18 protein-coding genes are annotated in these 21,426 nt (G+C 67.6%); 5 read left to right on the top strand and 13 right to left on the bottom strand.

Annotated features, from left to right (window positions below; genetic code table 11):
* Positions 1–67 precede the first annotated feature (67 nt).
* Complete coding sequence (bluB, locus tag OLX23_RS07965; RefSeq protein ID WP_264444266.1) at positions 68–691, top strand: 5,6-dimethylbenzimidazole synthase; 624 nt, start codon at positions 68–70, stop codon at positions 689–691.
* Here bluB and OLX23_RS07960 read toward each other — a convergent pair.
* Positions 688–3,435, bottom strand: a complete 2,748-nt coding sequence (locus OLX23_RS07960; protein WP_264444265.1) for a [protein-PII] uridylyltransferase — start codon at positions 3,433–3,435, stop codon at positions 688–690. The genes bluB and OLX23_RS07960 overlap by 4 nt on opposite strands.
* On the bottom strand, positions 3,432–5,132 hold the full coding sequence (locus OLX23_RS07955) for a class I adenylate-forming enzyme family protein (protein WP_264444264.1): 1,701 nt from the start codon (positions 5,130–5,132) through the stop codon (positions 3,432–3,434). Before OLX23_RS07955 ends, OLX23_RS07960 begins: the two co-directional genes overlap by 4 nt.
* Before the next feature lie 62 nt (positions 5,133–5,194).
* Here OLX23_RS07955 and lgt point away from each other — a divergent pair, with 62 nt between their 5' ends.
* Both lgt and OLX23_RS07945 read left to right on the top strand, forming a co-directional pair.
* Positions 5,195–6,139, top strand: coding sequence for a prolipoprotein diacylglyceryl transferase (gene lgt / locus OLX23_RS07950; RefSeq protein ID WP_413629788.1), 945 nt, complete (start codon positions 5,195–5,197; stop codon positions 6,137–6,139).
* Positions 6,136–7,200, top strand: coding sequence for a class I SAM-dependent methyltransferase (locus OLX23_RS07945; RefSeq protein WP_264444262.1), 1,065 nt, complete (start codon positions 6,136–6,138; stop codon positions 7,198–7,200). The genes lgt and OLX23_RS07945 overlap by 4 nt, the downstream gene beginning before the upstream one ends.
* Here the strand turns inward: OLX23_RS07945 and OLX23_RS07940 are convergent.
* The 3 genes from OLX23_RS07940 to gyrB all read right to left on the bottom strand — a co-directional run bounded on the left by OLX23_RS07940 (position 7,197) and on the right by gyrB (position 12,055).
* The gene (locus tag OLX23_RS07940) at positions 7,197–8,951 is read right to left on the bottom strand and encodes a bifunctional metallophosphatase/5'-nucleotidase (protein WP_264444261.1); all 1,755 of its coding nucleotides are present in this window, start codon (positions 8,949–8,951) and stop codon (positions 7,197–7,199) included. The genes OLX23_RS07945 and OLX23_RS07940 overlap by 4 nt on opposite strands.
* A 73-nt stretch (positions 8,952–9,024) precedes the next feature.
* Positions 9,025–9,528: a GNAT family N-acetyltransferase gene (locus OLX23_RS07935; protein ID WP_264444259.1), complete on the bottom strand. Its 504-nt coding sequence runs from the start codon at positions 9,526–9,528 to the stop codon at positions 9,025–9,027.
* Between the two features lie 7 nt (positions 9,529–9,535).
* Positions 9,536–12,055, bottom strand: a complete 2,520-nt coding sequence (gene gyrB / locus OLX23_RS07930; RefSeq protein WP_264444256.1) for a DNA topoisomerase (ATP-hydrolyzing) subunit B — start codon at positions 12,053–12,055, stop codon at positions 9,536–9,538.
* A 606-nt stretch (positions 12,056–12,661) separates the two neighbouring features.
* On the opposite strand from gyrB, the gene guaA reads away from it, so the two are divergent.
* A complete protein-coding gene (gene guaA, locus OLX23_RS07925; RefSeq protein WP_264444254.1) occupies positions 12,662–14,221 on the top strand; it encodes a glutamine-hydrolyzing GMP synthase in 1,560 nt (519 codons plus the stop codon).
* A gap of 4 nt (positions 14,222–14,225) precedes the next feature.
* Here the strand turns inward: guaA and OLX23_RS07920 are convergent, their stop codons facing one another.
* From OLX23_RS07920 to OLX23_RS07910, 3 genes are read right to left on the bottom strand one after another with little or no spacing between them, the layout of a single operon-like run.
* Positions 14,226–14,651 (bottom strand): type II toxin-antitoxin system VapC family toxin, encoded by a 426-nt coding sequence (locus OLX23_RS07920; protein WP_264444252.1) that lies wholly within the window; start codon positions 14,649–14,651, stop codon positions 14,226–14,228.
* Positions 14,651–14,893: a type II toxin-antitoxin system Phd/YefM family antitoxin gene (locus OLX23_RS07915; RefSeq protein WP_264444251.1), complete on the bottom strand. Its 243-nt coding sequence runs from the start codon at positions 14,891–14,893 to the stop codon at positions 14,651–14,653. The genes OLX23_RS07920 and OLX23_RS07915 overlap by 1 nt, the downstream gene beginning before the upstream one ends.
* A 57-nt stretch (positions 14,894–14,950) precedes the next feature.
* Positions 14,951–16,249 carry an Hsp70 family protein gene (locus OLX23_RS07910; RefSeq protein WP_264444250.1) on the bottom strand — a complete coding sequence of 433 codons (1,299 nt, stop codon included), beginning with the start codon at positions 16,247–16,249 and terminating at the stop codon, positions 14,951–14,953.
* Between the two features lie 188 nt (positions 16,250–16,437).
* On the opposite strand from OLX23_RS07910, the gene OLX23_RS07905 reads away from it, so the two are divergent.
* Positions 16,438–16,782: a hypothetical protein gene (locus OLX23_RS07905; protein WP_264444249.1), complete on the top strand. Its 345-nt coding sequence runs from the start codon at positions 16,438–16,440 to the stop codon at positions 16,780–16,782.
* Here the strand turns inward: OLX23_RS07905 and OLX23_RS07900 are convergent.
* The 5 genes from OLX23_RS07900 to OLX23_RS07880 form a co-directional block, all read right to left on the bottom strand.
* Positions 16,779–17,180 (bottom strand): hypothetical protein, encoded by a 402-nt coding sequence (locus tag OLX23_RS07900; RefSeq protein WP_264444248.1) that lies wholly within the window; start codon positions 17,178–17,180, stop codon positions 16,779–16,781. The genes OLX23_RS07905 and OLX23_RS07900 overlap by 4 nt on opposite strands.
* Entirely contained in the window at positions 17,177–17,731 is a 555-nt protein-coding gene (locus OLX23_RS07895; protein WP_264444247.1) for a DUF924 family protein, read from the bottom strand. Before OLX23_RS07895 ends, OLX23_RS07900 begins: the two co-directional genes overlap by 4 nt.
* A 2-nt stretch (positions 17,732–17,733) precedes the next feature.
* The gene (locus tag OLX23_RS07890) at positions 17,734–20,079 is read right to left on the bottom strand and encodes a TonB-dependent receptor (RefSeq protein ID WP_264444246.1); all 2,346 of its coding nucleotides are present in this window, start codon (positions 20,077–20,079) and stop codon (positions 17,734–17,736) included.
* Between the two features lie 185 nt (positions 20,080–20,264).
* Positions 20,265–20,891, bottom strand: coding sequence for a TetR/AcrR family transcriptional regulator (locus OLX23_RS07885; RefSeq protein WP_264444245.1), 627 nt, complete (start codon positions 20,889–20,891; stop codon positions 20,265–20,267).
* A 133-nt stretch (positions 20,892–21,024) separates the two neighbouring features.
* Positions 21,025–21,426 (bottom strand): hypothetical protein, encoded by a 402-nt coding sequence (locus OLX23_RS07880; RefSeq protein WP_264444244.1) that lies wholly within the window; start codon positions 21,424–21,426, stop codon positions 21,025–21,027.

The following is a 21,426-nucleotide window of genomic DNA, read 5'->3' as shown; positions in this document are numbered from 1 at the left end:
GGGAACGTCGCGGTGTTCCGCGCGATTTCGCTTGGCAGGCCGCGGCGAAGCGCGTTGAGGGATCGCGATGCAGTTCACCCCGTCCGATCGCGAAGTGCTCCACCGCCTGCTCGCCTGGCGGCGCGACGTGCGCGAGTTCCAGCCGCGGCCGGTGGCGGAAGATCTGATCGCGCGGCTGCACGCGGCGATGGAACTGTCGCCCTCGGTCGGCAATTCGCGGCCCTGGCGGGTGATCCGGGTCGAGGACGGGGGACTGCGTGCCCAGGTGCGCGCGCAGTTCGCCGTGACGAATGCCGAGGCGGCGGCGGTCTACGACGAACGCCGGGCCGAGTACGAGCGGCTGGTCCTCGCCGGGCTCGACACCGCGCCGTTGCAGCTCGCGGTGTTCACCGCGCTCGATCCCGACGCGGGTGACGGGCTCGGGCGGCAGTCGATGCCCGAGACGCTCGAACAGTCGACCGCCATGGCGGTCTACACCTTGTGGCTGGCGGCGCGCGCGGAGAACGTCGGGCTCGGCATGGTCTCGATCCTCGATCCCGATGCGATGACGCGGCTGTTCGCGGCACCGGCCGACTGGCGCTTCTCGGCCTACCTGTGCCTCGGCTATCCGCTGCGCGCCGACGACGACACGCCGCTGCTCCACCGCGTCGACTGGCAGGAGAATACCGCCAGCGCCTGGCAGACGCGTTAGGCGGCCTCGACCTCGACCGAATCCTCGCTCGCGGCTTCAAGCAGCTTCTTCTCGACCGCCTTGATCCGCGCGGGTGCGTCGATCTTCTCGCCGAGCAGGTCGGTGACGTAGAAGGTATCCGCCGCGCGCTCGCCATAGGTGGCGATATGCGCCGAATGGACCATCAGCCGCGCCTCGAACAGCGCGCGCGCCAGGCGGTTGAGCAGGGCCGGGCGATCGCGCGCGTTGACTTCGACCACGGTGAAGCGGTTCGAGGCCTTGTTGTCGAACTCGACGCGGGGGCGCACTTCGAAGGCGTCGGCGCGCGGCCGGGCGAGCGGGCGCGCGGCGAGCTGGGGCACGAGCTTGACGCGGTTGGCCAGGGCATCCTCGATCGTCGCCTTGATCCGCGCGAGCTGGCTGTCCTCCATGAACGGCCGGCCGAGCGGGTCCTGGACGAGGAAGTTGTCGACCGCCATGCCGTTCTTGGCGGTGTGGATGCGCGCGTCGATGATGTTGCCGCCGGCCAGGTGGATGCCGCCGGCGATGCGGTAGAACAGGCCCGGATGGTCGGCTGCGACCACGGTGACGAGCGTCGCGCCGCGCGCGGCGTAGTATTCGGTGGCGATCGTCAGCGGCGCCGTGCCCGCGGCGGCGAGCTGTTCGAGGTTCATCACGATGATGTCCTCGGGCTCGGCGATCCAGTAGGCGTCGGCGAGCTGCGAGCCGGCGTCTTCGACCAGCGCGGCCTGCGCGCCCATGCGCTCGGCGACGCGCGCCTTCTTGGCGGTGACACGCTCCTCGCGGCCGTGCTGGGCATGGCCCAGGCGCAGCCTTTCCTCGGCGGCGTTATAAAGCTCACCGATCAGCTGGCGCTTCCACGAGTTCCAGGTCCCCGGCCCGACCGCGCGGATGTCGACGATGGTCAGCAGGGTCAGCTGGCGCAGGCGTTCGATCGACTGGACCTGTTCGACGAAGTCGGAAATCGTCTTCCAGTCGGCCAAGTCGCGCTTCTGCGCGGTGGCCGAGAGCAGCAGGTGATAGCGCACGAGCCAGGCGACCAGCTCGGTTTCGTCGGCATCGAGGCCGAGCCGCGGGCACAGCCGCAGGGCGATCTCGGCGCCGAGCACCGAATGGTCGCCGCCGCGGCCCTTGGCGATGTCGTGGAGCAGCACCGAGCAGTAGAGCGCGCGGCGCGAGCCGATCTTGTGGATGATGCCATGTGCCAGCGGATGATCGGCCTTGAGCTCGCCCTTCTCGATCCGTGCGAGCAGGCCGATCGCGCGGATCGTGTGCTCGTCGACCGTGTAGTGGTGGTACATGTCGAACTGCATCTGCGCGTTGACCCGGCCGAAGTCGGGAATGAACCGGCCGAAGACGCCGGCTTCGTTGAGCCAGCGCAGCACCATCTCGGGATTGTTGCGGCTGGTCAGCAGGTCGAGGAACAGCGCATTGGCGCGCGGATCCTTGCGCACGTCGCCGTTGATCAGCCGCGCGTCGCGGCTGACCAGGCGCATCGTCTCGGGATGGATCTCCAACCCCTCGCTGTCGGCGATCGCGAAGACCTCGAGCAGGCGCACGGGATCCTGCTCGAACCAGTCGTCGCCCAGGGCCTGGATCTTGCCGCCGAAGACGCGATAGCCCTTCACCATGCGCGGCCGCGCGCGGAAGCCGGCGAGCAGCCCGCGCGGCTGCTTGGCGAACTGCTCGTCGAGCTGGGCGAGGAACAGCCCGGTCAGGTTGCCGACGACCTTCGCCTGCAGGAAGAAGTACTGCATGAAGCGCTCGACCGGGCTCTTGCCCGGCCGATCCGAGAAATTCATCCGCAGCGCCACTTCCCGCTGCAGGTCGAAGGTCAGGCGGTCCTCGGCGCGATTGGTGATCGTGTGGAGGTGGCAGCGCACGGCCCAGAAGAACGATTCGGCGCGGCGGAAGGCGCGGTATTCGTCCTGGCTCAGCAGGCCGACGGTGACGAGTTCGCTGACGTCGCGCACCTTGTGGATGTATTTGCCGATCCAGTAGAGCGTGTGGAGGTCGCGCAGCCCGCCCTTGCCCTCCTTGACGTTGGGTTCGACGACGTAGCGGCTGTCGCCCAGCTTCTTGTGCCGGTCGTTGCGTTCGGCCAGCTTCTCGGCGACGAACTGGCGCTCGGTGCCGGCGACGACTTCGGCCCAGAAGCGGCGTGTGCCTTCCTCGTAGAGCGGCTGATCGCCCCAGACGTAGCGGCCCTCGAGCATGGCCGTGCGGATCGTCAGGTCCGAACGGCACATGCGCACCATCTCGCTCAGCGAGCGGCTCGAATGGCCGACCTTGAGACCCAGATCCCAGAGGAAATAGAGCATCGCCTCGATCACCTGCTCGCACCAGGCCGTGGCCTTGATCGGTGTGAGGAAGGCTATGTCGAGGTCCGAATGCGGCGCCATCTCGCCGCGGCCGTAGCCGCCGACGGCCATGATCGTCAGGCGTTCGCCCGAAGAGCGGTTGCTGGCGCGATAGACGTCACCGACGACGTGATCGTGGATGATGCGCACGATCTGGTCGATCAGGAAGGCTTGCGCCTCGGCGACGTCGTGGCCGGCCGAGGGCTTGTCGGCGAGGCGGCGTGCGATCTCGGCGCGGCCCGCGGCCAATGCACCGCGCAGCAGCTCGACCACGCGCTGGCGTGCAGCGGCGCCGCCTTTCTCCTGGACAGCCTCGCCGATCGCATCGGTCAGGGCGCGCCGGTCGACGATGGCACGCTGGTTGGGTATCCGCGATGCGCTCATAGAGCGCCTTTAGCGCCTTCCCAGTCCTGCGAATAGCGGGCTTTCAACCCCTGCTTGTCGATCTTCTCGCTGCCGAGGCGCGGCAAGGCGACGTTTTCGCGCCAGAGCCGTACGGGAACCTTGAAGGCGGCGATGCGCGCCTCGAGGTGCGATCGCAGTTCCTGCTCGCTCAGGCGGTGGCCGTCGCGGATCGCATAGACCGCGACCGGGACCTCGCCATAGCGATCGTGCGGCAGGCCGAAGACGCTGGCCTCGGCCACGCCGGGATGGGCGCAGAGCGCCAGCTCGACCTCGGCACTGGCGATGTTCTCGCCGCCGCGGATGATGATGTCCTTCTTGCGATCGACGACGAACAGATAGCCGTCGTCGTCGAGATAGCCGATGTCCCCGGTCAGGAAAAAGCCGTCGTCACGAAAGGCCGCGGCGGTCTCGTCCGGATTGCCCCAGTAGCCGCGGATATTGCAGACCGATCGCACCGCGATCTCACCGCGCAGGCCGGCCGGCAGCGGCAGGCCGTCGGGCCCGAGGATCGCCACTTCGGCGAGCGGGAAACTGGCCGGGCCCGAGCTGCGCGGCTTGGCCAGATAGTTGTCGGCGACGTTGCAGGTGCCGACGCAGTTGGTCTCGGTCAGGCCGTAGCCGAGGAAATGCGCGGCGTGGGGCAGCGAATCGCGCAGATGGTCGACATGCTGGACGGGACGCGGCGCGCCGCCGGCGGCAAAGCCCACGCAGCTCGTCAGGTCGAAGTCGCCGCGTGCCGGATGACTGGCGATCTCGACGCTCATCGAAGGCACGCCGGCGAAGAAGGTGATCCGCTCGGACTCGATCAGCCGCATCGCCTCGAGCGCGTCCCACTTGGGCATGACGATCAGGCGGCGGCCGACGAGGAAGCTCTGGAGGAACAGCGCGATCTCGCCCGCGACGTGGAACAGCGGCACGCTGACCAGCGCCGATTGCGGCGGCTGCTCGGCGCCATCGGGTGCGAGCGCATCAAAGATCACCTGCGCCTGAACGACGAACGAGTAGGTCGCCTGGACCAAGGCGCGGTGGTCGGAGACCGCAGCCTTGGCCATGCCCGTCGATCCTGAGGTGAACACGATTGTCGCCAGATCGTCGGCGTCCAGCGTCGGCAGCGCTGAGATCTCGATCGCGCCGACGAGCAAGGCGGCGAGGCCGCTTTCGGGCCGGCCGTGTTCGAACACGACGACCGGCGCCGCCGATCCGGCCTGGGCGAGCCGCTCGGCGCGCGGCCGATCGGCGAGGACCAGCGAGCATTCGGCCAGGGCGACACCGCCCGCCAGCTCGTTGCCGGCCCACCAGCCGTTGAGCAGGGTCACGCAGCCGCCGGCCATGAGCACGCCCATGTAGAGCACGATCCAGCTCGCCGAATTGCGCGCGGCGAGGCCAACGCGATCTCCGCGGCGCACGCCATGCCGCGTCACCAGCCCGGCGGCGACGCGCTGCGCGAGCGCGTGCGTTTCGGCATAGGTCAGTCGCACGTCGCCATCGACGAGGAATTCGGTTTCGGCGTGTTCTGCGCAGGACCGAGCGAACAGCTCGGTCAGGGTTTCCGGGGCACGGGCGAAGACGGGCAGACGCGAACCGCCACGATCGAGGAAACCGGTCTCGAAAGGCGTGCCGGAAGCGGTGACGCGCGCCGTCTTGGCCGTCAATCGCTGGTCGAGTTCGCTCGGCATGCGCCCGGTTTTCATCCCTGTTCGGTGCCGGTCAAAAGCCGGCTTACATCGCGGCAGCCGCTATGCCAGAAGGCCAGGCGGGAACTCGCTTTCCGCAACCATACGCCGATGGGGTTAAACCTTTGTTGTCCTTGCTTTCCGCCGCAGCCACCGCCGGTGCGCCGATCCATTGGGTCGACCTGGGTCTGACCCGCGGCATCGATCTCGGTTTCTTCACACTGCGCTGGTACAGCCTCGCCTATCTCGCGGGCATCGTTCTCGGCTATTGGCACCTGACGCGGATGCTGCGCGTGCCCGGCGCGCCGATGGCGCAGCGCCATGCCGACGATCTGTTCTTCTACTGTACGCTCGGCATCATCCTCGGCGGCCGGCTCGGCTATGCGACGTTCTACACGGGCGGCGACACCGGCATTCCCAGCCTCTGGGCGCACCCGACCGAACTGCTCAAGCTGTGGAATGGCGGGATGAGCTTCCACGGCGGGTTGATCGGCACGGTCCTGGCGATGGCCTGGGTATCGTGGCGCGGGAAGCTCGATTTCGTCCGGGTGGGCGACTACGTCTCGGTCTGCGTGCCCTTCGGCATGCTGTTCGGCCGGCTCGCCAACTTCGTCAACGGCGAGCTCTGGGGCAAGGTCGCCACGGGCGTGCCCTGGGCGATGGTGTTCCCCGACGGCGGGCCGCTGCCGCGCCATCCGAGCCAGCTCTACGAGGCCGCGCTCGAAGGCTTCGTGATGATGGTGGTCATGCTCCTGCTGTTCTGGAAGACCCGCGCGCGCTGGCGCAAGGGCCTGCTCGTCGGCGTGTTCACCTTCGGCATCGCGCTCGCGCGGTTCATCGTCGAATTCTTCCGCGAGCCCGATGCCCAGCTCCAGGAATTCGCCATGCGCACGGGCCTGTCGATGGGCCAGTGGCTGACCGTGCCGCTGATCCTGCTTGGCCTGTTCTTCGTCGTGCGCGCGCTGACGCGCCGGCCGCTCGGGGCGGGGGAGGCCGTCGCCCCGGCATGAGCGGTGCCGACAGGAGCGGGCGGGAGCCGCTGTCGACGGTCTTCGCGCGGTTGATCGCCAACTTCGGCCCTATCAGCATCATGCAGTACATGGGCGAGGCGAACGCGCGCTACTACGCCGCGCGCGATCCGCTGGGCGCGGCCGGCGATTTCGTCACGGCGCCCGAAATCAGCCAGATGTTCGGCGAACTGATCGGGCTCTGGCTCGCGGACCTATGGCAGCGGGCGGGGGCGCCGGCGACGGTGCACTATGTCGAACTCGGCCCCGGGCGCGGCACCCTGGCGCGCGACGCCCTGCGGGCTGCCGGCAAGGCGGGGCTGGCGCCGCAGGTTCATTTCGTCGAGGGATCGCCGGCGCTGCGTGCGGTCCAGCGCGAAGCCGTGCCCATGGCGCAATGGCACGACGACCTGTCGACCCTGCCCGATGACGCGCCGATCCTGCTCGTCGCCAACGAATTCCTCGATGCCCTGCCGGTGCGCCAGCTCGTGCGCGCCGAGGCCGGATGGCGCGAGCGGATGGTCGGCCATGAGGATGGCGGCTTCCGCCCGGTGATCGGTGATCGGCCGATCGACGTGGCGGTTCCCGAGCATCTGCGCGAGGCCGAGGCCGGCACGATCATCGAGACCTGCCCGGGCGCGGCCGCTGTGGTCGACGAGGTGGCCCGCCGTCTCGCGTCGCAGGGCGGCGCCGCGCTGTTCGTCGACTATGGCCATGCGGCGTTCCAGACGGGATCGACCTTGCAGGCGGTGCGCGCGCATCGCAAGGTCGACCCCTTCGTCGATCCCGGCGAGGCCGATCTCACCGCGCTGGTCGATTTTGCGACCCTGGCCGACGTCGCACGCGCCGGCGGCGCGCGCTGGCTCGGCACCACCGAGCAGGGCGCCTGGCTGCGCGCGCTCGGCATCGAGGCACGCGCCGCGGCGCTGAGCCGCGCGGCGCCGGCCCAGGCCGAGGCCATCGCGATCGCGCGCGACCGCCTGACCACGCCCGATCAGATGGGCGCGCTGTTCAAGGTCATGGGCCTGGCCGCGCCGGGCTGGCCCGACGGCGCGGGTTTCTAGTGCCCCAGGACGCGCCGTTCGCTCGGCACGGCGCGAACCGGCACGGCCTTGATCCAGGCTTCGAGTGCATCGATGTCGGTGGCGCCGCGCACCTTGTCGCGCTGCTGCGCGAAGACCGAGAAGCCGTCGCCGCCGTTCGACAGGAAGTCGCTGACCGTGATCCGGTAGTCGGCCTTGGGATCGATCACCTTGCCGCCCAGCTTCATCGCCGAGACGCGCGAACCGGCGACGGCCTTGCGGTCGACCGTATAGGTGAAGCCGGCCGAAGGCGTCAGGAACTGCTCGGGACCGCTGTCCTGGAAGCTCTGTTCGAGCATGGCTTTCAGATCGGCGCCGCTCATCGTCATCGTGACGAGCTGGTTGTTGAACGGCTGGGTCGCATAGATCATGCCGAAGCTGACGTTGCCGTCGGCCGCAGGCACCAGCGGCGCGCGCACGCCGAAGGCGTTCATGAAGCTGAGCTGCGCGCCGTTGACCTTGGTTGCGGCGAGCTGGGCATCGGCGATCAGGCCGGCCAGCGGGCCGCCGTAGTCGACGTCGCCGATCTCGCGCCGCGTCGCCGGACCCGCGAGCTTGCCGATCGTCCGCTCGGAGAACGCCTTCGCCGCTTCGACATAGCGCGCGACATAGTCGCGAACGTCGGCGCGTGGCTGCATCACCGGCACCAGATCACTGTTCGGCACGGGCCCGCGCGACGCCGTGTAGGGCGGCGACTGGACGACGACGTTGCGCGCCTTCTTGCTCACCACGCGGTGGGTTGCCGGATCGATCTTGAGCTCGATGTCGCTGACCAGTTCGCCATAGACCCCGGCGCTGGTCAGCAGCACGGGCTTGGCCGGATTGATCGCGGCATAGTCGCAGACATAGGCCCAATGCGTGTGGCCCGAGACGACGACGTCCACCGCCGGGTCGAGCCGATCGATGATCGGCTGGATATCGCCGATGAAATCGGTGCAGCCGCTCGGATCGCTGCCCGCCGGGGTCTTGCCGCCCTGGTGGATCAGCACGACCACGGCATCGGCACCCTGCGCCTTGAGCTGCGGCACCGCGGCGTTGACCGTGTCGGCCTCGTCGGCGAAGGTCAGGCCCTTGATCCCCGCGGCCGAGACCAGTTCGGGCGTGCCCTTCAGGGTCAGGCCGATGAAGCCGACCGTGACCTTGCGGCTGCCCTCGCCGAAGCTCTTGAGCCCTGTCGCGGGGAACAGGGTCGAGCCGTCCTCGGTCTTGGTGGAGGCCGCGAGGTATTTGAACTGCGCGCCGGCGAATCGTTCGAGCTGGCAGGGCTGGCGCGCGGTATGCTTGTCGCAGCCGCCGTTCTGCATGCGCAGCAGTTCGTCGCGGCCGCGGTCGAACTCGTGGTTGCCGACCGCGTTGAACGCGACGCCGATGCGGTTCATCACGCCGATCGTCGGCTCGTCGAGATAGACCGACGAGGCGAACTGCGAGGCGCTGATCATGTCACCGGCCGAGACCACGACGTTGTTCGGATAGTGCGCGCGTATCCCGTCGATCGCCGAGGCGAGCCAGGCCGCGCCGCCCGCTGGTATGCCGACGGTGCCGCCCTTGCCGTCGGGCACGAAGACCGACTGCTTGGGCGGTTCGATCGCACCGTGGAAGTCGTTGATGCCGATGATGCCGACGGTAACGGGCTCGCTTGTCGCGGCTTGCGGACCGGGGCGCGAGGCCATCGGCGCGGCGCAGGCGGAGGTGAGCAGGACGGCGGCGAGCGTTGCGGAGAGACGACGGATCATGAGGGGGATCTGATACTCGAATATTGCAGGGGTGAGACTTAGCCTGCCGTACCCGGAGCGGCAATCTGCGGGCTTAGCCTGCGGGCAGGGCATAGACGTTGCGCGTGATGCCGTCGGGGAAGCGCTCGCGTGCGATCATCGTGCCGCCCAGCTTTTCGGCGAGCAGCCGCGCCGGCGCGTTCTCGTCCTGCATGTGCGTTTCGACCAAGTCCCAGTCGAGCGTGTTATAGCCGAAGGCGATCGCCGCGCGCGAGGCCTCGAAGGCATAGCCATGGCGCCGCGCTGTGGGGACGATCCACCAGGTCAGCTCGGAGCGCGGATAGCCTTCGGGCCACCACAGGCCGGCACCGCCGATCATCCGCCCGCTTGCCTTCTCGACCACGGCCCAACGACCGTAACCGCGCAGCGCCCAGTGGCCCAGGTCGGTGGCGAGCACGCGCCAGGCGCGATCGGCCCGCAGCGGCCCGCCATAGGCCGCCGAAGCCTCGGCATCGGCGAAGAAGTCGCGATAGACCGGGAAGTCCCCGGCGATCGGACCGCGCAGGATCAGCCGCTCGGTCTCGATCTCCGGGATCACGATCGGCTCAGACGTCGAGGTTGGCGACGTTGAGCGCGTTCTCCTGGATGAAGTCGCGGCGCGGTTCGACGATGTCGCCCATCAGGCGGGTGAAGATCTCGTCGGTGACGTCGGCGTCCTCGACCTTGACCTGCAGCAGGATGCGGTTGTCGGGGTCGAGCGTGGTTTCCCAGAGCTGCTCGGCGTTCATCTCGCCGAGACCCTTGTAGCGCGCGATCGACAGGCCCTTGCGGCCATTGGCCAGGACCGCGTCGAGCAGCTGCGTCGGCCGGGTGATCGCGCCGTCCGAAACGGTCGGGCGCGCCGGGGCGGCCTGCTGCGTTTCCTCGTCGGCGTCCTCGATCGCGGCCTCTGGCTCGGCGATGTCCTCAACCGTGCCCGCCTTCACCAGACGCGCCGGGGCGGTGTAGACCTCGGCCTGTTCGCCGGCGAGTCTCGCCAGCTTGCGCGCCTCGGCGCTCGACAGGAAGCTGGCCTCGATCTTGTGGTTGTCGGTGACGCCGCGCCAGACGCGGTTGATCTCGACGTGGCCGTCCTCGGTGAGTTCGGCGGTCCACTTGGCCTCGCGGTCGGCGCGGTCGAGCCAGCCGGCGGCGCGGGTCAGCGCGGCCACGCGCGCATCGCGCGACAGGTCGGGATCGAGCGCACCGGCCAGGGCCAGCGCCTCGACGATCGCCGGGTCATAACGGCGCGGCACGAAGCCCATCAGCGAACGAAGGCGCAGCGCATGCTCGACCAGGCCTTCGAGCTCCTGGCCGCCGCGCGCACCGCCTGCGGTTTCGAGCACGCGGCCGGCGGTGCCCGCCTCGACCAGGTAGCGATCGAGCGCGGCGCCATCCTTGAGGTAGACCTCGCTGCGGCCCTTGGCGACCTTGTAGAGCGGCGGCTGGGCGATGAAGAGGTGCCCGGCCTTGATGATCTCGGGCATCTGGCGGTGGAAGAAGGTCAGCAGCAAGGTGCGGATGTGCGCGCCGTCGACGTCTGCGTCGGTCATGATGACGATCTTGTGGTAGCGCAGCTTCTCGAGGTTGAACTCGTCGCGGATGCCGGTGCCCATCGCCTGGATCAGCGTGCCGACCTCCTTCGACGAGATGATCCGGTCGAAGCGCGCGCGCTCGACGTTGAGGATCTTGCCCTTGAGCGGCAGGATCGCCTGGATGTGGCGATCGCGCCCCTGCTTGGCCGAACCGCCGGCCGAATCACCCTCGACCAGGAACAGTTCGCACTTGCTGGGATCGCGCTCCTGGCAGTCGGCCAGCTTGCCGGGCAGCGAGGCGATGTCCATCGCGCCCTTGCGGCGGGTCAGCTCGCGCGCGCGGCGCGCGGCTTCGCGCGCGGCGGCGGCGTCGATGATCTTGCCGACGACCTGCTTGGCGTTGGCGGGGTTTTCCTCGAGCCATTCGGACAGGCGATCGGCCATCAGGCTCTCGAGCGGCTGGCGCACTTCGGACGAGACCAGCTTGTCCTTGGTCTGCGACGAGAACTTGGGATCGGGCAGCTTGACTGAGACGATCGCGGTCAGGCCTTCGCGCATGTCCTCGCCGGTGAGGTTGACCTTCTCCTTCTTCAGCAGCCCAGTCTTCTCGGCATAGGAGTTGAGCGTGCGCGTCAGCGCCGCACGGAAGGCGGCGATATGGGTGCCGCCGTCGCGCTGCGGGATGTTGTTGGTGAAGGCGAGGACGTTCTCGTAGTAGGAATCGTTCCATTCGAGCGCGACGTCGATGCCGATGCCGTCACGCTCGGAGCTGATCGCGATCGGATCGGCGAGCAGCGCGGTCTTGTTGCGGTCGAGGTACTTCACGAAAGCGGCGATGCCGCCCTCGTAGAACAGGTCGTGCTCGATCGGCACTTCGTGGCGCCGGTCGCGCAGCAGGATGCGCACGCCCGAGTTGAGGAAGGCGAGTTCGCGGTAGCGGTGCTCGAGCTTCTCGAAATCGAACTCGGTGACGTTCTTGAAGGTCTCGGTGCTGGCGAGGAAGGTCACGCGCGTGCCCTTCTTGCCGGCCGGGGCGGGGCCGCGCTCGATCAGCGGTGCCACGGCATCGCCGTTGGCGAACTTCATCCAGTGCTCGATGCCGTCGCGCCAGATCGTCAGTTCGAGCCATTCGGACAGCGCGTTGACCACCGAGACGCCGACGCCGTGGAGGCCGCCCGACACCTTGTAGGCGTTGTCGTCGCTGGTGTTCTCGAACTTACCGCCGGCGTGGAGCTGGGTCATGATGACCTCGGCCGCCGAGACGCCTTCCTCGGGATGGATGCCCGTCGGGATGCCGCGGCCGTTGTCCTCGACCGAGACCGAACCGTCGGGATTGAGTTCGATCAGCACGAGGTCGCAGTGCCCGGCCAGTGCTTCGTCGATCGCGTTGTCCGACACCTCGAACACCATGTGGTGGAGGCCCGAGCCGTCGTCGGTATCGCCGATATACATGCCGGGGCGCTTGCGCACCGCATCGAGGCCCTTGAGGACCTTGATCGATTCAGCGCCGTAGGAATTCTGGTTGGGGGTGTTCTCGGGAGTGCTGGCCATGCCCAGCATATAGGCATGGCGGGCGGAATCCGGAACCCGTAATCGCCCCTCTCGTCCACAGATTAGGGGCAGCAAAAAGCCCGCGAAATCGCGGGCTCTGTTCGCCTTGTGAGGCAGTCAGGCTCGGCCTTGCGGGTGCGGTCCGGGATGTCCCGCCGTCAGCCGCAAGGCACGAGCGAATGCGCCGGCATCAGGCCAGCGTCAGAGCGAACATCAGACCGCTGGTGCCCAGGGCAACCGCGAGACCGACCGCACGATAAATGCGTTCCATGTTTCCACCTTTCTTGTGTTTTTATGACCACCCGCGAAATGGGATCGATTCCCCGTTTCGCAAGTGCAACATACCTAGGTTAGTAATTTTTGCACGCGCAAAAGCAACAAACGAAGTTGCATAAAATGCAATCAACGGTGAACCGTTTTTCATCATCGCCCAAGCGAGCGACGTCGGCTTCCGACTACGCGGTTTAGCGTAGAGACCCCAAGAAAAGGTTACCTTGGTTAGCATGAGGGGCTGGTCGCGAATTTTTTGCGATTGCGAAGATCGATGGCCGCAATGCAGCGGGCGAGCCACTGGACACCTCGCGCCCGCGCGACTAACGGCTTGCCATGAGCGTACAGCCTTCGGATTCCATCCTCATCGTCGACTTCGGCAGCCAGGTGACGCAGCTCATCGCGCGTCGCGTTCGCGAAGCCGGGGTCTATTCGGAGATCGCCCCTTTCAGTCTGGCCGAAGCCGCCTTCGCGCGGATGCAGCCCAAGGGGATCATCCTTTCGGGGTCGCCCGCCTCGGTGCTCGACGACAACGGTCCGCGCATCCCGCAGACGATCCTCGACAGCGGCCTGCCGATCCTCGGCATCTGCTACGGCCAGCAGGCGCTGATGCATCAGCTCGGCGGCGAGGTGCTGCTCGGCGATTCGGGTGAATTCGGCCGCGCCTTCATCGAGATCGCCGACGGCTGCGTGCTGTTCGACGGGCTGTGGAAGGAAGGCGAAACGCACCAGGTGTGGATGAGCCACGGCGACAAGGTCACCAGGCTCGCCTCCGGCTTCCGCCCCGTCGCCGCCAGCCCCGGCGCGCCTTTCGCGGTCATCGCCAACGACGACAAGCGCATCTACGCGATGCAGTTCCACCCCGAGGTCGTGCACACGCCCGACGGCGGCAAGCTGCTCAAGAACTTCGTCCGCCACGTCTGCGGCCTTACCGGCGACTGGACGATGGCCGAGTTCCGCAAGACCAAGATCGAGGAAATCCGTCAGCAGGTCGGCAAGGGCAAGGTCATCTGCGGGCTGTCGGGCGGCGTCGACAGCGCGGTCGCCGCGCTGCTGATCCACGAGGCGATCGGCGATCAGCTGACCTGCGTCTTCGTCGACGGCGGCATCCTGCGTGCAGGCGAGGCCGAACAGGTCGTCTCGCTGTTCCGCGGCCATTACAACATCCCGCTGGTCCACGTCGACGCTTCGACCTTGTTCCTCGGCGGTCTGGCCGGGGTCACCGATCCCGAGCAGAAGCGCAAGTTCATCGGCAAGACCTTCATCGACGTGTTCGAGGCCGAGGCGAACAAGATCGGCGGCGCCGAATTCCTCGCCCAGGGCACGCTCTATCCCGACGTGATCGAGAGCGTCTCGTTCACCGGCGGCCCTTCGGTGACGATCAAGAGCCACCACAACGTCGGCGGCCTGCCCGAGCGCATGAACATGCAACTCGTCGAGCCGCTGCGCGAGCTGTTCAAGGACGAGGTCCGCGTGCTCGGCCGCGAGCTCGGCCTGCCCGAGATCTTCGTTGGCCGCCATCCGTTCCCCGGACCGGGCCTGGCGATCCGCATCCCCGGCGAAGTCACGCGCGAGCGCTGCGACATCCTGCGCAAGGCCGATGCGATCTACCTCGAGGAGATCCGCAACGCCGGGCTCTACGACGCGATCTGGCAGGCCTTCGCCGTGCTGCTGCCGGTCAAGACCGTCGGCGTCATGGGCGATGGCCGCACTTACGACTCCGTCTGCGCGCTGCGCGCGGTGACCTCGACCGACGGCATGACCGCGGACATCTATCCGTTCGACGCGAGCTTCCTCAGCGCGGTGTCGACGCGGATCATCAACGAGGTGCGGGGCATCAACCGCGTGGTCTACGACTACACGTCGAAGCCGCCGGGCACGATCGAGTGGGAGTGAGGCGTTAAGCCAGAAGCTGGGTCGCCACGCCCAGCGGCGGCCCGGCATGGGCAAGCTGTCTGTCGAGCGTATGCAGGACCGCGCCATGGTTGGCCGCGATGGCCAGGTGCAGGGCATCGCCGCTGCGCAGTCCCAATTCGTGCTGATCCACGAACCGCGCCGCCGCCTGGAAATGGCTTCGCGCGACCGGCAGAACGGTGAGGCTTTCGCTGACGAGCCGATGGAACGCGGTCATTGCCATGGTCCGCTGATCCAGGTCGATCTGTTGGGTGCGCAGCTTGATCGCAAAGGCCGATGATGTCTCGGTCAAGGTCCAGTCGCTGATCGTCAGCTGCTCGGCATCCTGTTCTGCCAGCCAATCCTGCACCGCCCGGGTCGAAGCCTCGTTGGACAGAGCGGCTACGACCAGCGAGGTGTCGAGATAGAACATCAGTAGCGGTCGCTGTCTCGCATGGATCGGACCAGCTCCGCGGCGTCCTCTGCAGATTTGGGCATCCTGGCGGTCAAGGCGTACAAGGCTTCGGCGTCGATCGCCTTGCGTGGTGTCGCGGCGCCCGTCAGCCGGGCAACGGGCTTGCCGCGGCGGGTGATCTCGATCGACTCTCCAGCCTCGGCCCGATCGATCAATTCGCTCAAATGCGCCTTTGCTTCGGCGAGGCTGATCGATTCCATACCATGCTCCTGACCAACTAGATGGTCATATAGAGCGAAGTGGCCAAATCCGCAACGTCAGCTTGCCCAGTCGGCGATGTTGTCGGCCTCGCCGATCAGCGCGAGGCCGTGGGCGATCGAGGTCAGTTCGCCGCCGCTGGCGATGCGATCCTCGCCGAAGCGCTCGACGAACAGGCGGCGGATGACGGGGATCAGCGACGAGCCGCCGGTGAGGAACACGCGGTCGATCTGGCCGGGTGCGAGCCCGGCCTTGGCCAGGGCGTCGTCGACGCAGGCCTGGATCCGCGCGACGTCGGGTGCGATCCATTCCTCGAACTCGGCGCGGGTGACCTCGGCCGAGATGTCGAGCCCGCCGCCGGTGAAGCGGAATTCGGCATGGCTCTCGGTCGAGAGCGCGCGCTTCACCTGGCCCACCGCCTCGTAGAGCGGATAGCCGAGCTCGTTCTCGACGATCGCGATCATCCGGCCGATCGCCGCGGGGTCGACCGCGGCGCGCTGGAGCTTGGCCAGTTCGTCGAGCGTGCGGCGGTTGCGCATCAGCGCCAGTTTCGACCAGTCGGCGAAGTCGGTGAAGAAGCCCGGCGGGATCTCTAGCACCTTGTCGAACGAACGGTATTCGCCGCCCTTGCCGAGCAGCGGCAGGACCAGTCGCTCGACCAGACGCGAATCGAAGCGGTCGCCGGCAAGGCCCACGCCCGAGGCGCTCAGCGGCACGCAGCGCCGCGCCGTGCCCGGTTCGGCGACGCGCACGATCGAGAAGTCGCTGGTGCCGCCGCCGAAGTCGGCGACGAGCAGGGTCGCGGGTTCGGTCAGCCGCGAAGCATAGGAGAAGGCCGCGCCCAGCGGCTCGAAGACGTAGTGGATCTCGGGCGCGAAGCCCGCGAACATCTTGTCGTAGCGCTCGCGCGCCAGCGCGGCGTCGGCGCGCGCGCCGGCATAGGACACCGGCCGGCCGACCACGACACGCGCGGGCCGGTCGCGCAGCGCACCGCCGGCGTGGCTCACCAGCTTCTCGAGGAACTTGGCGCCGAGCTCCTCGAAGCGGTAGCGCTTGGTGAAGACCGAGGCGTGCTCGAACAGCGGGCTCGCCGCGACGGTCTTGAACGACTGGATGAAGCGGCTGCCCAGCGGGAAGTCGAGATATTCGGCGATCGCCCAAGGCCCGGCCTCGTGGTCGATCCCGCCGCGCGTGCCTTCGTCCTCCCAGAACGACAGCGCCGAGCGGAACACCGCGCTGGTGGCCTGCGGTGCGGCGAATTCGATCAGATCGGGCGAGGGCGTGCCGTTGGCGCGCGCGACGACGCTGTTGGTCGTGCCGAAGTCGAGGCCCAGCGCGGGACCGGCAGCATTCGTCATGAGGAATCTCCGGCTGGGTTGAGCTGCGGGCGGCGCCTATGGCACCGGGCCGCGCTCAGGGCAAGCGCGCGCCGCCGGCTGATCAAACCGGCCGATCAAACCGGCTGGGGCAAGCGCGCTGACGAGCCATGCTATCGACTGCGCCGCCGCGATTGCGCATCCTCGCCCGACAAGACGGGAGAGAAACGATGCGGCGCTTCAAGATGCTGGTGTTCTCGGAGCCTTTCGCGGGCCAGGATGCGGAATTCGACGAATGGTACACCGGCCGCCATCTCGACGACATCGTCGCGCTGCCGGGCTTCACCACGGCGCAGCGCTTCAAGCTGCATTCGGTGTCGATGGGCACCAGTCTCAACCGGAACCTGGCGATCTACGACATGGAGACCGACGATCCCGACTGGGTGATCGAGAACATGTTCGCCCATCGCGATACCGATGCGATGCCGATCCACCCGGCCTTCAACCTCGATGCCACGACCGTGATGCTCTACGAAGAGACCACCGGCGTGGTCTATGCGAAGGACAAGCCCTAACGCCTGCGCCTTGGCCAGTTGATCGCCCCGCTCGCCCAGAGCGCGAGCCAGATCAGCAGCGGCTGCGCGGCCAGGCGCGGAACGTGATAGGCGAGTGGCAGGCCGCCGCTCGGCCGCGCGAGATCGAGCAGCATGTGCTGGACGTTCGCCGGCCAGACGCACAGCGCGTAAAGCGCAAGGCCCCAGCCGGCCGCGCGGCGCAGGCCTGACGATCGGCGTTGCACCAGGCCGATGGCCCCCGCGATCTCGGCCAGGCCGGTCAGCGCGACGACCAAGCCGGCGGCGGGCACCCAGGGCGGCACGATCGAGACGAACGGATGCGGCGCTGCGAGGTGCAGCACGCCGGCGAGACCATAGAACAGCGCCAAGCCCCAGCGGGCGAGGTCGCGCTTGTTCACCAGGCATTGCCTTCGGCCACGGCGCGCTTCTCGGCGCGCGTGGACTTGCGGCCGAGCACCTTGTTGCGGTGGGGGAAGCGGCCGAAGCGTTCGATCATCCGCGCGTGCGAGCGGCAGAAGTCGAGAGTCCGGTTGTTCCCGAGCGCAGCGAAGAGCCGCAATGCGAGCAACTGGTCGGCGATCGCCTCGCTGTGCATCATCGGCATGTAGAGAAAATGGCGCGCGTTCTTGGTCATCGACCGGTCCCAGCCCTTCGCGCGGGCACCGCGGGTGATCGCGCGGGCCAAGCTATCATAGGCGAAAGCGCGCGGATCGTCGCGGAACAGGTTGCGCGGCACCTGATCGAACAGCAGCACCGCGGCGCGTGCGGTCAGCGGATCGCCGAGGAAGGCCGTGGCGGGTTGCCCACCCAGCCGGGCCAGCGTCCGGGCAAAGCGGCGGCGCAACTTGGTGTCGACGACATCACTGCGCCCGAACCATTGGTCCGGGCGCAGTTCGTGAAACCAGGCGTGCAGCAGGTCCGCCGCCCAAGGGAGTCGGGCGGCGGTCATCGTCAGAAGTTGAACTTGACCGTTGCGCCATAGGTGCGCGGCGCGCCGTTGCTCTGGGTCGTGCCGGTGCCCGTGGTGATCTTCTGCACGGCATAGTCGGTGTTGGTCAGGTTGCGGCCCCAGATCTCGACGCCGAGATGTTCGGACGAGCGGTACTCGATCGAGGCGTTGAGCAGGTGGTATTCGTCCTGCTTGGCGATGTTGTCGGGCTCGAAATAGTAGCCGCTGTTGAACGCGTAGAGACCCGTCAGGCGCAGCTCGCGCTCGTCGCCGAGCGGCACCGTATAGGTCGCGCCGAAGCTGGCCGCGAAATCGGGGGCGTTCGACACCTTGTTGCCCGAAGCGTCGCCGAAGCAGGTGACGTAGCCGCCGGTCCAGACGCCGCCCGCGGGAACGACGCCGGGATTGCGCGTGCCGCGCAGCGCCGCCGGGCAGGTCGCCGCAGCGGTCTGGCCGGCGATCACCGGATAGACGATCGGTGCCTGGAAGTTCTGGCCGGCGCCGCCAAATGTGCCGTAGCGCGAATTGAGCCAGGTGGCCCCGCCGAACAGGCGCAGGTTGTCGGTCGGCTTGGCCTCGAACTCGAACTCGACGCCGTCGACCTTGACCGTCGCCGCGTTGAGCACCAGCGACGAGCCCGGATTGGCCGCGGCGGCCGAACGGACCTGGTAGTCGTCGATGTCGTAGTGGAAGGCGGCGAGATTCAGGCGCAGGCGGCGATCGAACAGCTCGGACTTGAAGCCGATCTCGTAGGCCATGATGGTCTGCGGCAGATAGGGATCGTTGAGCGGGTTCTGCAGGCTGTACGAGCCCGACTTGAAGCCGCGGTTGGCCGAGGCGTAGACGCTGATGTCGGGCGTCAGCTCCTGGCGCAGCGCGGCGCGCCAGGTGACCTGGTTGTACTTGAGCTTGGTGCGCTGGATACCCGGTGCGGTCAGCGGCTGGCCGCTGGGATTGGTCACGGTGCCGCCGGGCAGCGCCGTGCCGTTGGCCAGGATGGTGAACTGGCTGGCGTCGAACGAACGGCGATCCTCGGTATAGCGGATGCCGCCGGTCAGCTTGGTGGTCGGCGTGATCGCATAGGTCGCTTCACCGAAGGCTGCATAGGAATTGCTGTCGAGCTTGGCGCGGACGTCCTGGCCGCGAGCCGTGCCGAAGGCGCCGCCCGAGAAGAACGACGTGTTGTTGGCCTTGGTGTTCAGATAGAAGCCGCCGAACTGCCATTGCAGCGGGCCCGAGCCGGTCGAGGCCAGGCGGACTTCCTGCTGGAACGACTTCATGCCCGACAGGAACTGGATGCGGATCAGCGAGATCGGGCCGCCATCGACGTCGAAGTCGCTGTTGGTGCGCGTGTTGCGATAGGCCGAGACGCTGGTCAGCGTGGCGAAGCCCAGATCGAACTCACCGGTGAAGCTGCCGCCGTAGATGCGCTGCTTGGTCAGCGCGAGATCGTTCGCGGTGGTGTCGTGGTCATCGGCGACGACGGCGCCCGCGGGAGTGCCGGGCACGTCGGGGCCGCGCGACAGGCCCGTGCCGATCGTGCCGTCGGCGATGCGCCAGCCCACGGGATTGTCACGGTTTTCGAGGTAGTCGCCCGAGAGGATCAGTTTGATCCGGTCGGTCGGCCGCGCGACGATCTTCGAGCGGATGCCCGAATAGTCCTGGATGAAGTTCTTGTCGCCGCGCGTCAGGTTGCGGCCCCAGCCCTCGTTCTGGTGATAGCGCGTGACCGCGATGTCGGCGCTGAGGCCCTCGGTGATCGGTGCGGCGACATAGGCGCGCGCGGAGACCGTCTCGTAATTGGCATAGCCGAAGTCGCCGTCGAGCACCCATTCGTCGCCGGGCTCGCGCGTGATGACGTGGACCAGGCCGCCCGTGGCATTGCGGCCGAACAGCGTGCCCTGCGGGCCCTTGAGCACTTCGACGCGCTCGATGTTGTTGAAGTAGTTAATCGTCTGGCCGAGGTCGGCCATGTAGACGCCGTCGACGTAGACCGCGTTGGCGCCCTCTTCACCGGCCGCCGCATTGGTCGTGCCGACGCCGCGGACGAAGAACAGGCCGCTCGGGCCCGAGCGCGTGAACTGCACCGAAGGGATGATCTGCGGCAGGTCGCGCGTGGTGTCGACGCCGCTTTCCCGCAGCGCCGAGGCGGTGACCGCCGAGACCGCGATCGGCACGTCCTGCAGGCGCTCCTGGCGGTGCTGCGCGGTGACGACGATTTCCTCGAGGCCGCCGGTATCGGCCGCGGCGTCCTGCGCGAAAGCCGGAACGGCGCTCATCGCGGCCAGGCCGGCCAGCGCTGCGCTGGTCAGAGCGCGCGCGCGAAAAGTCGTCAGAAGAGCAGCCATGGTATCCTCCCTTGTGTTTCCGATGATCCGGCCTTGCCGCGATCGTTCGGTGGCGCAGCACCCTCATGCCCGCCTCGAAAACTGGACGCCGTCTTAGTTACGGGTGGAATCGCGTCAAGCGGCCGCGGCAAAACGTTCCGCTGTGTATCATTGATGCCGCAGTCGGAGTCAGGAGCCGGGGTGCGTCAGGCGCCGTGTCGCGCGAGATCGACGGCTGCGAGCTCGCCTTCGCCCAAAGGTTCGAACTTGTCGAGGACCTGGGCGATCAGGCGCTTGACCTCTTCGTGTCCGAGCTGGACGCCGACTTCGTCCTCAATGACGAAGTTGCGGGCGATGGCCGACATCAGCAGGACGATGCCGTGCGGGCCGATCGTCGTCCGGTCGAAGCCGCGCTCGGCATAGATCCGTTCCATCGCCTCGATCTGCTGGCTGCGGAAACGCTCGCCGGTGTGGCGCATCTCCTCGCGCAGGCCGGGATAGACTTTGCCCAGCGCGACATATTCGGTCATGCGCTTGCCTTCGGGCAGGTTGCTGTTGAGTGCCCAGAGTGCGCGCACCGGATGGCGCGACGACAGCGCTTCGTCGTGGAGGCGGAAATAACGCGCCGACGACCGCTGGAACACCGCGATCAGCAGCTCTTCCATCGAGCGGAAATAATAGTGCACGAGCTGGGGCTTGAGGCCGGCCTTCTGCGCGACGCGGCGCGCGCTGAAGGCGTGGTAGCCCTCTTCGCCGAGCAGATCGTAGGCGGCCTCGATCAATCGCAGTTTGGAGCGCGAGCCGCGCGCCTTGGATCCCGGCGTTGACGCCATTGGCTCTCCGTTCGTGTCAACTCGCGCCAAATTGGCGCGCATCGTCACGCGAGGCAAGCGACAAGCGAGTCAGTTCCGCCCCGGAATGGAGCGCCACCCCGCAAGATCATCTCGGTATGCTCGGTCGGCGCGCTTAGTTGGCGCGCGCCACCCGGCGGTAGGGCACGAACTGCTGCAGCCCGACGAAGCCGTTGTAGAAGAAGCCGGCGCGGTCGTGGGTGCGGACGATGTCCATGCGGCAGAGCTGGCTGCCGCGGATGTCGGTGACCATGATGTCGTCGCGATCGAGATCGCGCGGATTGCTCGGCCGGTTGACGTAGATCGTGCCGCCGTTGCCATAGACGATCGCGGTCTTGTCGATCACGCGCTGGTCGCGCGAGTCGGTCAGGCTGATGCAGTCGACCGGTGTGCCCGGCTGGCGGCCGTCGAGGATCTTGGCGAGCTGTTCTTCGCCGGTGAGCTTGGGCTTCGCTCCGGCGGCTGCGCCGGTCAGAAGCACGGCGCCCGCCGCGAGAGCCAGGGCGATCTTACGCAT

The organism is Novosphingobium sp. JCM 18896, assembly GCF_025938095.1.
Taxonomy (GTDB): Bacteria; Pseudomonadota; Alphaproteobacteria; order Sphingomonadales; family Sphingomonadaceae; genus Novosphingobium.
This window is presented reverse-complemented; position numbering and strand designations above follow the sequence as displayed.

Bases quoted from the DNA above. Each gene is read 5' to 3' on its own strand.
- OLX23_RS07910 (WP_264444250.1), bottom strand. From the start codon at position 16,249: ATGACGAATGCTGCCGGTCCCGCGCTGGGCCTCGACTTCGGCACGACC.
- OLX23_RS07890 (WP_264444246.1), bottom strand. From the start codon at position 20,079: ATGGCTGCTCTTCTGACGACTTTTCGCGCGCGCGCTCTGACCAGCGCA.
- OLX23_RS07920 (WP_264444252.1), bottom strand. From the start codon at position 14,651: ATGTTCTATCTCGACACCTCGCTGGTCGTAGCCGCTCTGTCCAACGAG.
- OLX23_RS07960 (WP_264444265.1), bottom strand. From the start codon at position 3,435: ATGAGCGCATCGCGGATACCCAACCAGCGTGCCATCGTCGACCGGCGC.
- OLX23_RS07885 (WP_264444245.1), bottom strand. From the start codon at position 20,891: ATGGCGTCAACGCCGGGATCCAAGGCGCGCGGCTCGCGCTCCAAACTG.
- OLX23_RS07905 (WP_264444249.1), top strand. From the start codon at position 16,438: ATGCGGCGCTTCAAGATGCTGGTGTTCTCGGAGCCTTTCGCGGGCCAG.
- OLX23_RS07945 (WP_264444262.1), top strand. From the start codon at position 6,136: ATGAGCGGTGCCGACAGGAGCGGGCGGGAGCCGCTGTCGACGGTCTTC.
- OLX23_RS07915 (WP_264444251.1), bottom strand. From the start codon at position 14,893: ATGGAATCGATCAGCCTCGCCGAAGCAAAGGCGCATTTGAGCGAATTG.
- bluB (WP_264444266.1), top strand. From the start codon at position 68: ATGCAGTTCACCCCGTCCGATCGCGAAGTGCTCCACCGCCTGCTCGCC.
- OLX23_RS07940 (WP_264444261.1), bottom strand. From the start codon at position 8,951: ATGATCCGTCGTCTCTCCGCAACGCTCGCCGCCGTCCTGCTCACCTCC.
- OLX23_RS07955 (WP_264444264.1), bottom strand. From the start codon at position 5,132: ATGCCGAGCGAACTCGACCAGCGATTGACGGCCAAGACGGCGCGCGTC.
- OLX23_RS07895 (WP_264444247.1), bottom strand. From the start codon at position 17,731: ATGACCGCCGCCCGACTCCCTTGGGCGGCGGACCTGCTGCACGCCTGG.
- OLX23_RS07880 (WP_264444244.1), bottom strand. From the start codon at position 21,426: ATGCGTAAGATCGCCCTGGCTCTCGCGGCGGGCGCCGTGCTTCTGACC.
- guaA (WP_264444254.1), top strand. From the start codon at position 12,662: ATGAGCGTACAGCCTTCGGATTCCATCCTCATCGTCGACTTCGGCAGC.
- lgt (WP_413629788.1), top strand. From the start codon at position 5,195: ATGCCAGAAGGCCAGGCGGGAACTCGCTTTCCGCAACCATACGCCGAT.
- gyrB (WP_264444256.1), bottom strand. From the start codon at position 12,055: ATGGCCAGCACTCCCGAGAACACCCCCAACCAGAATTCCTACGGCGCT.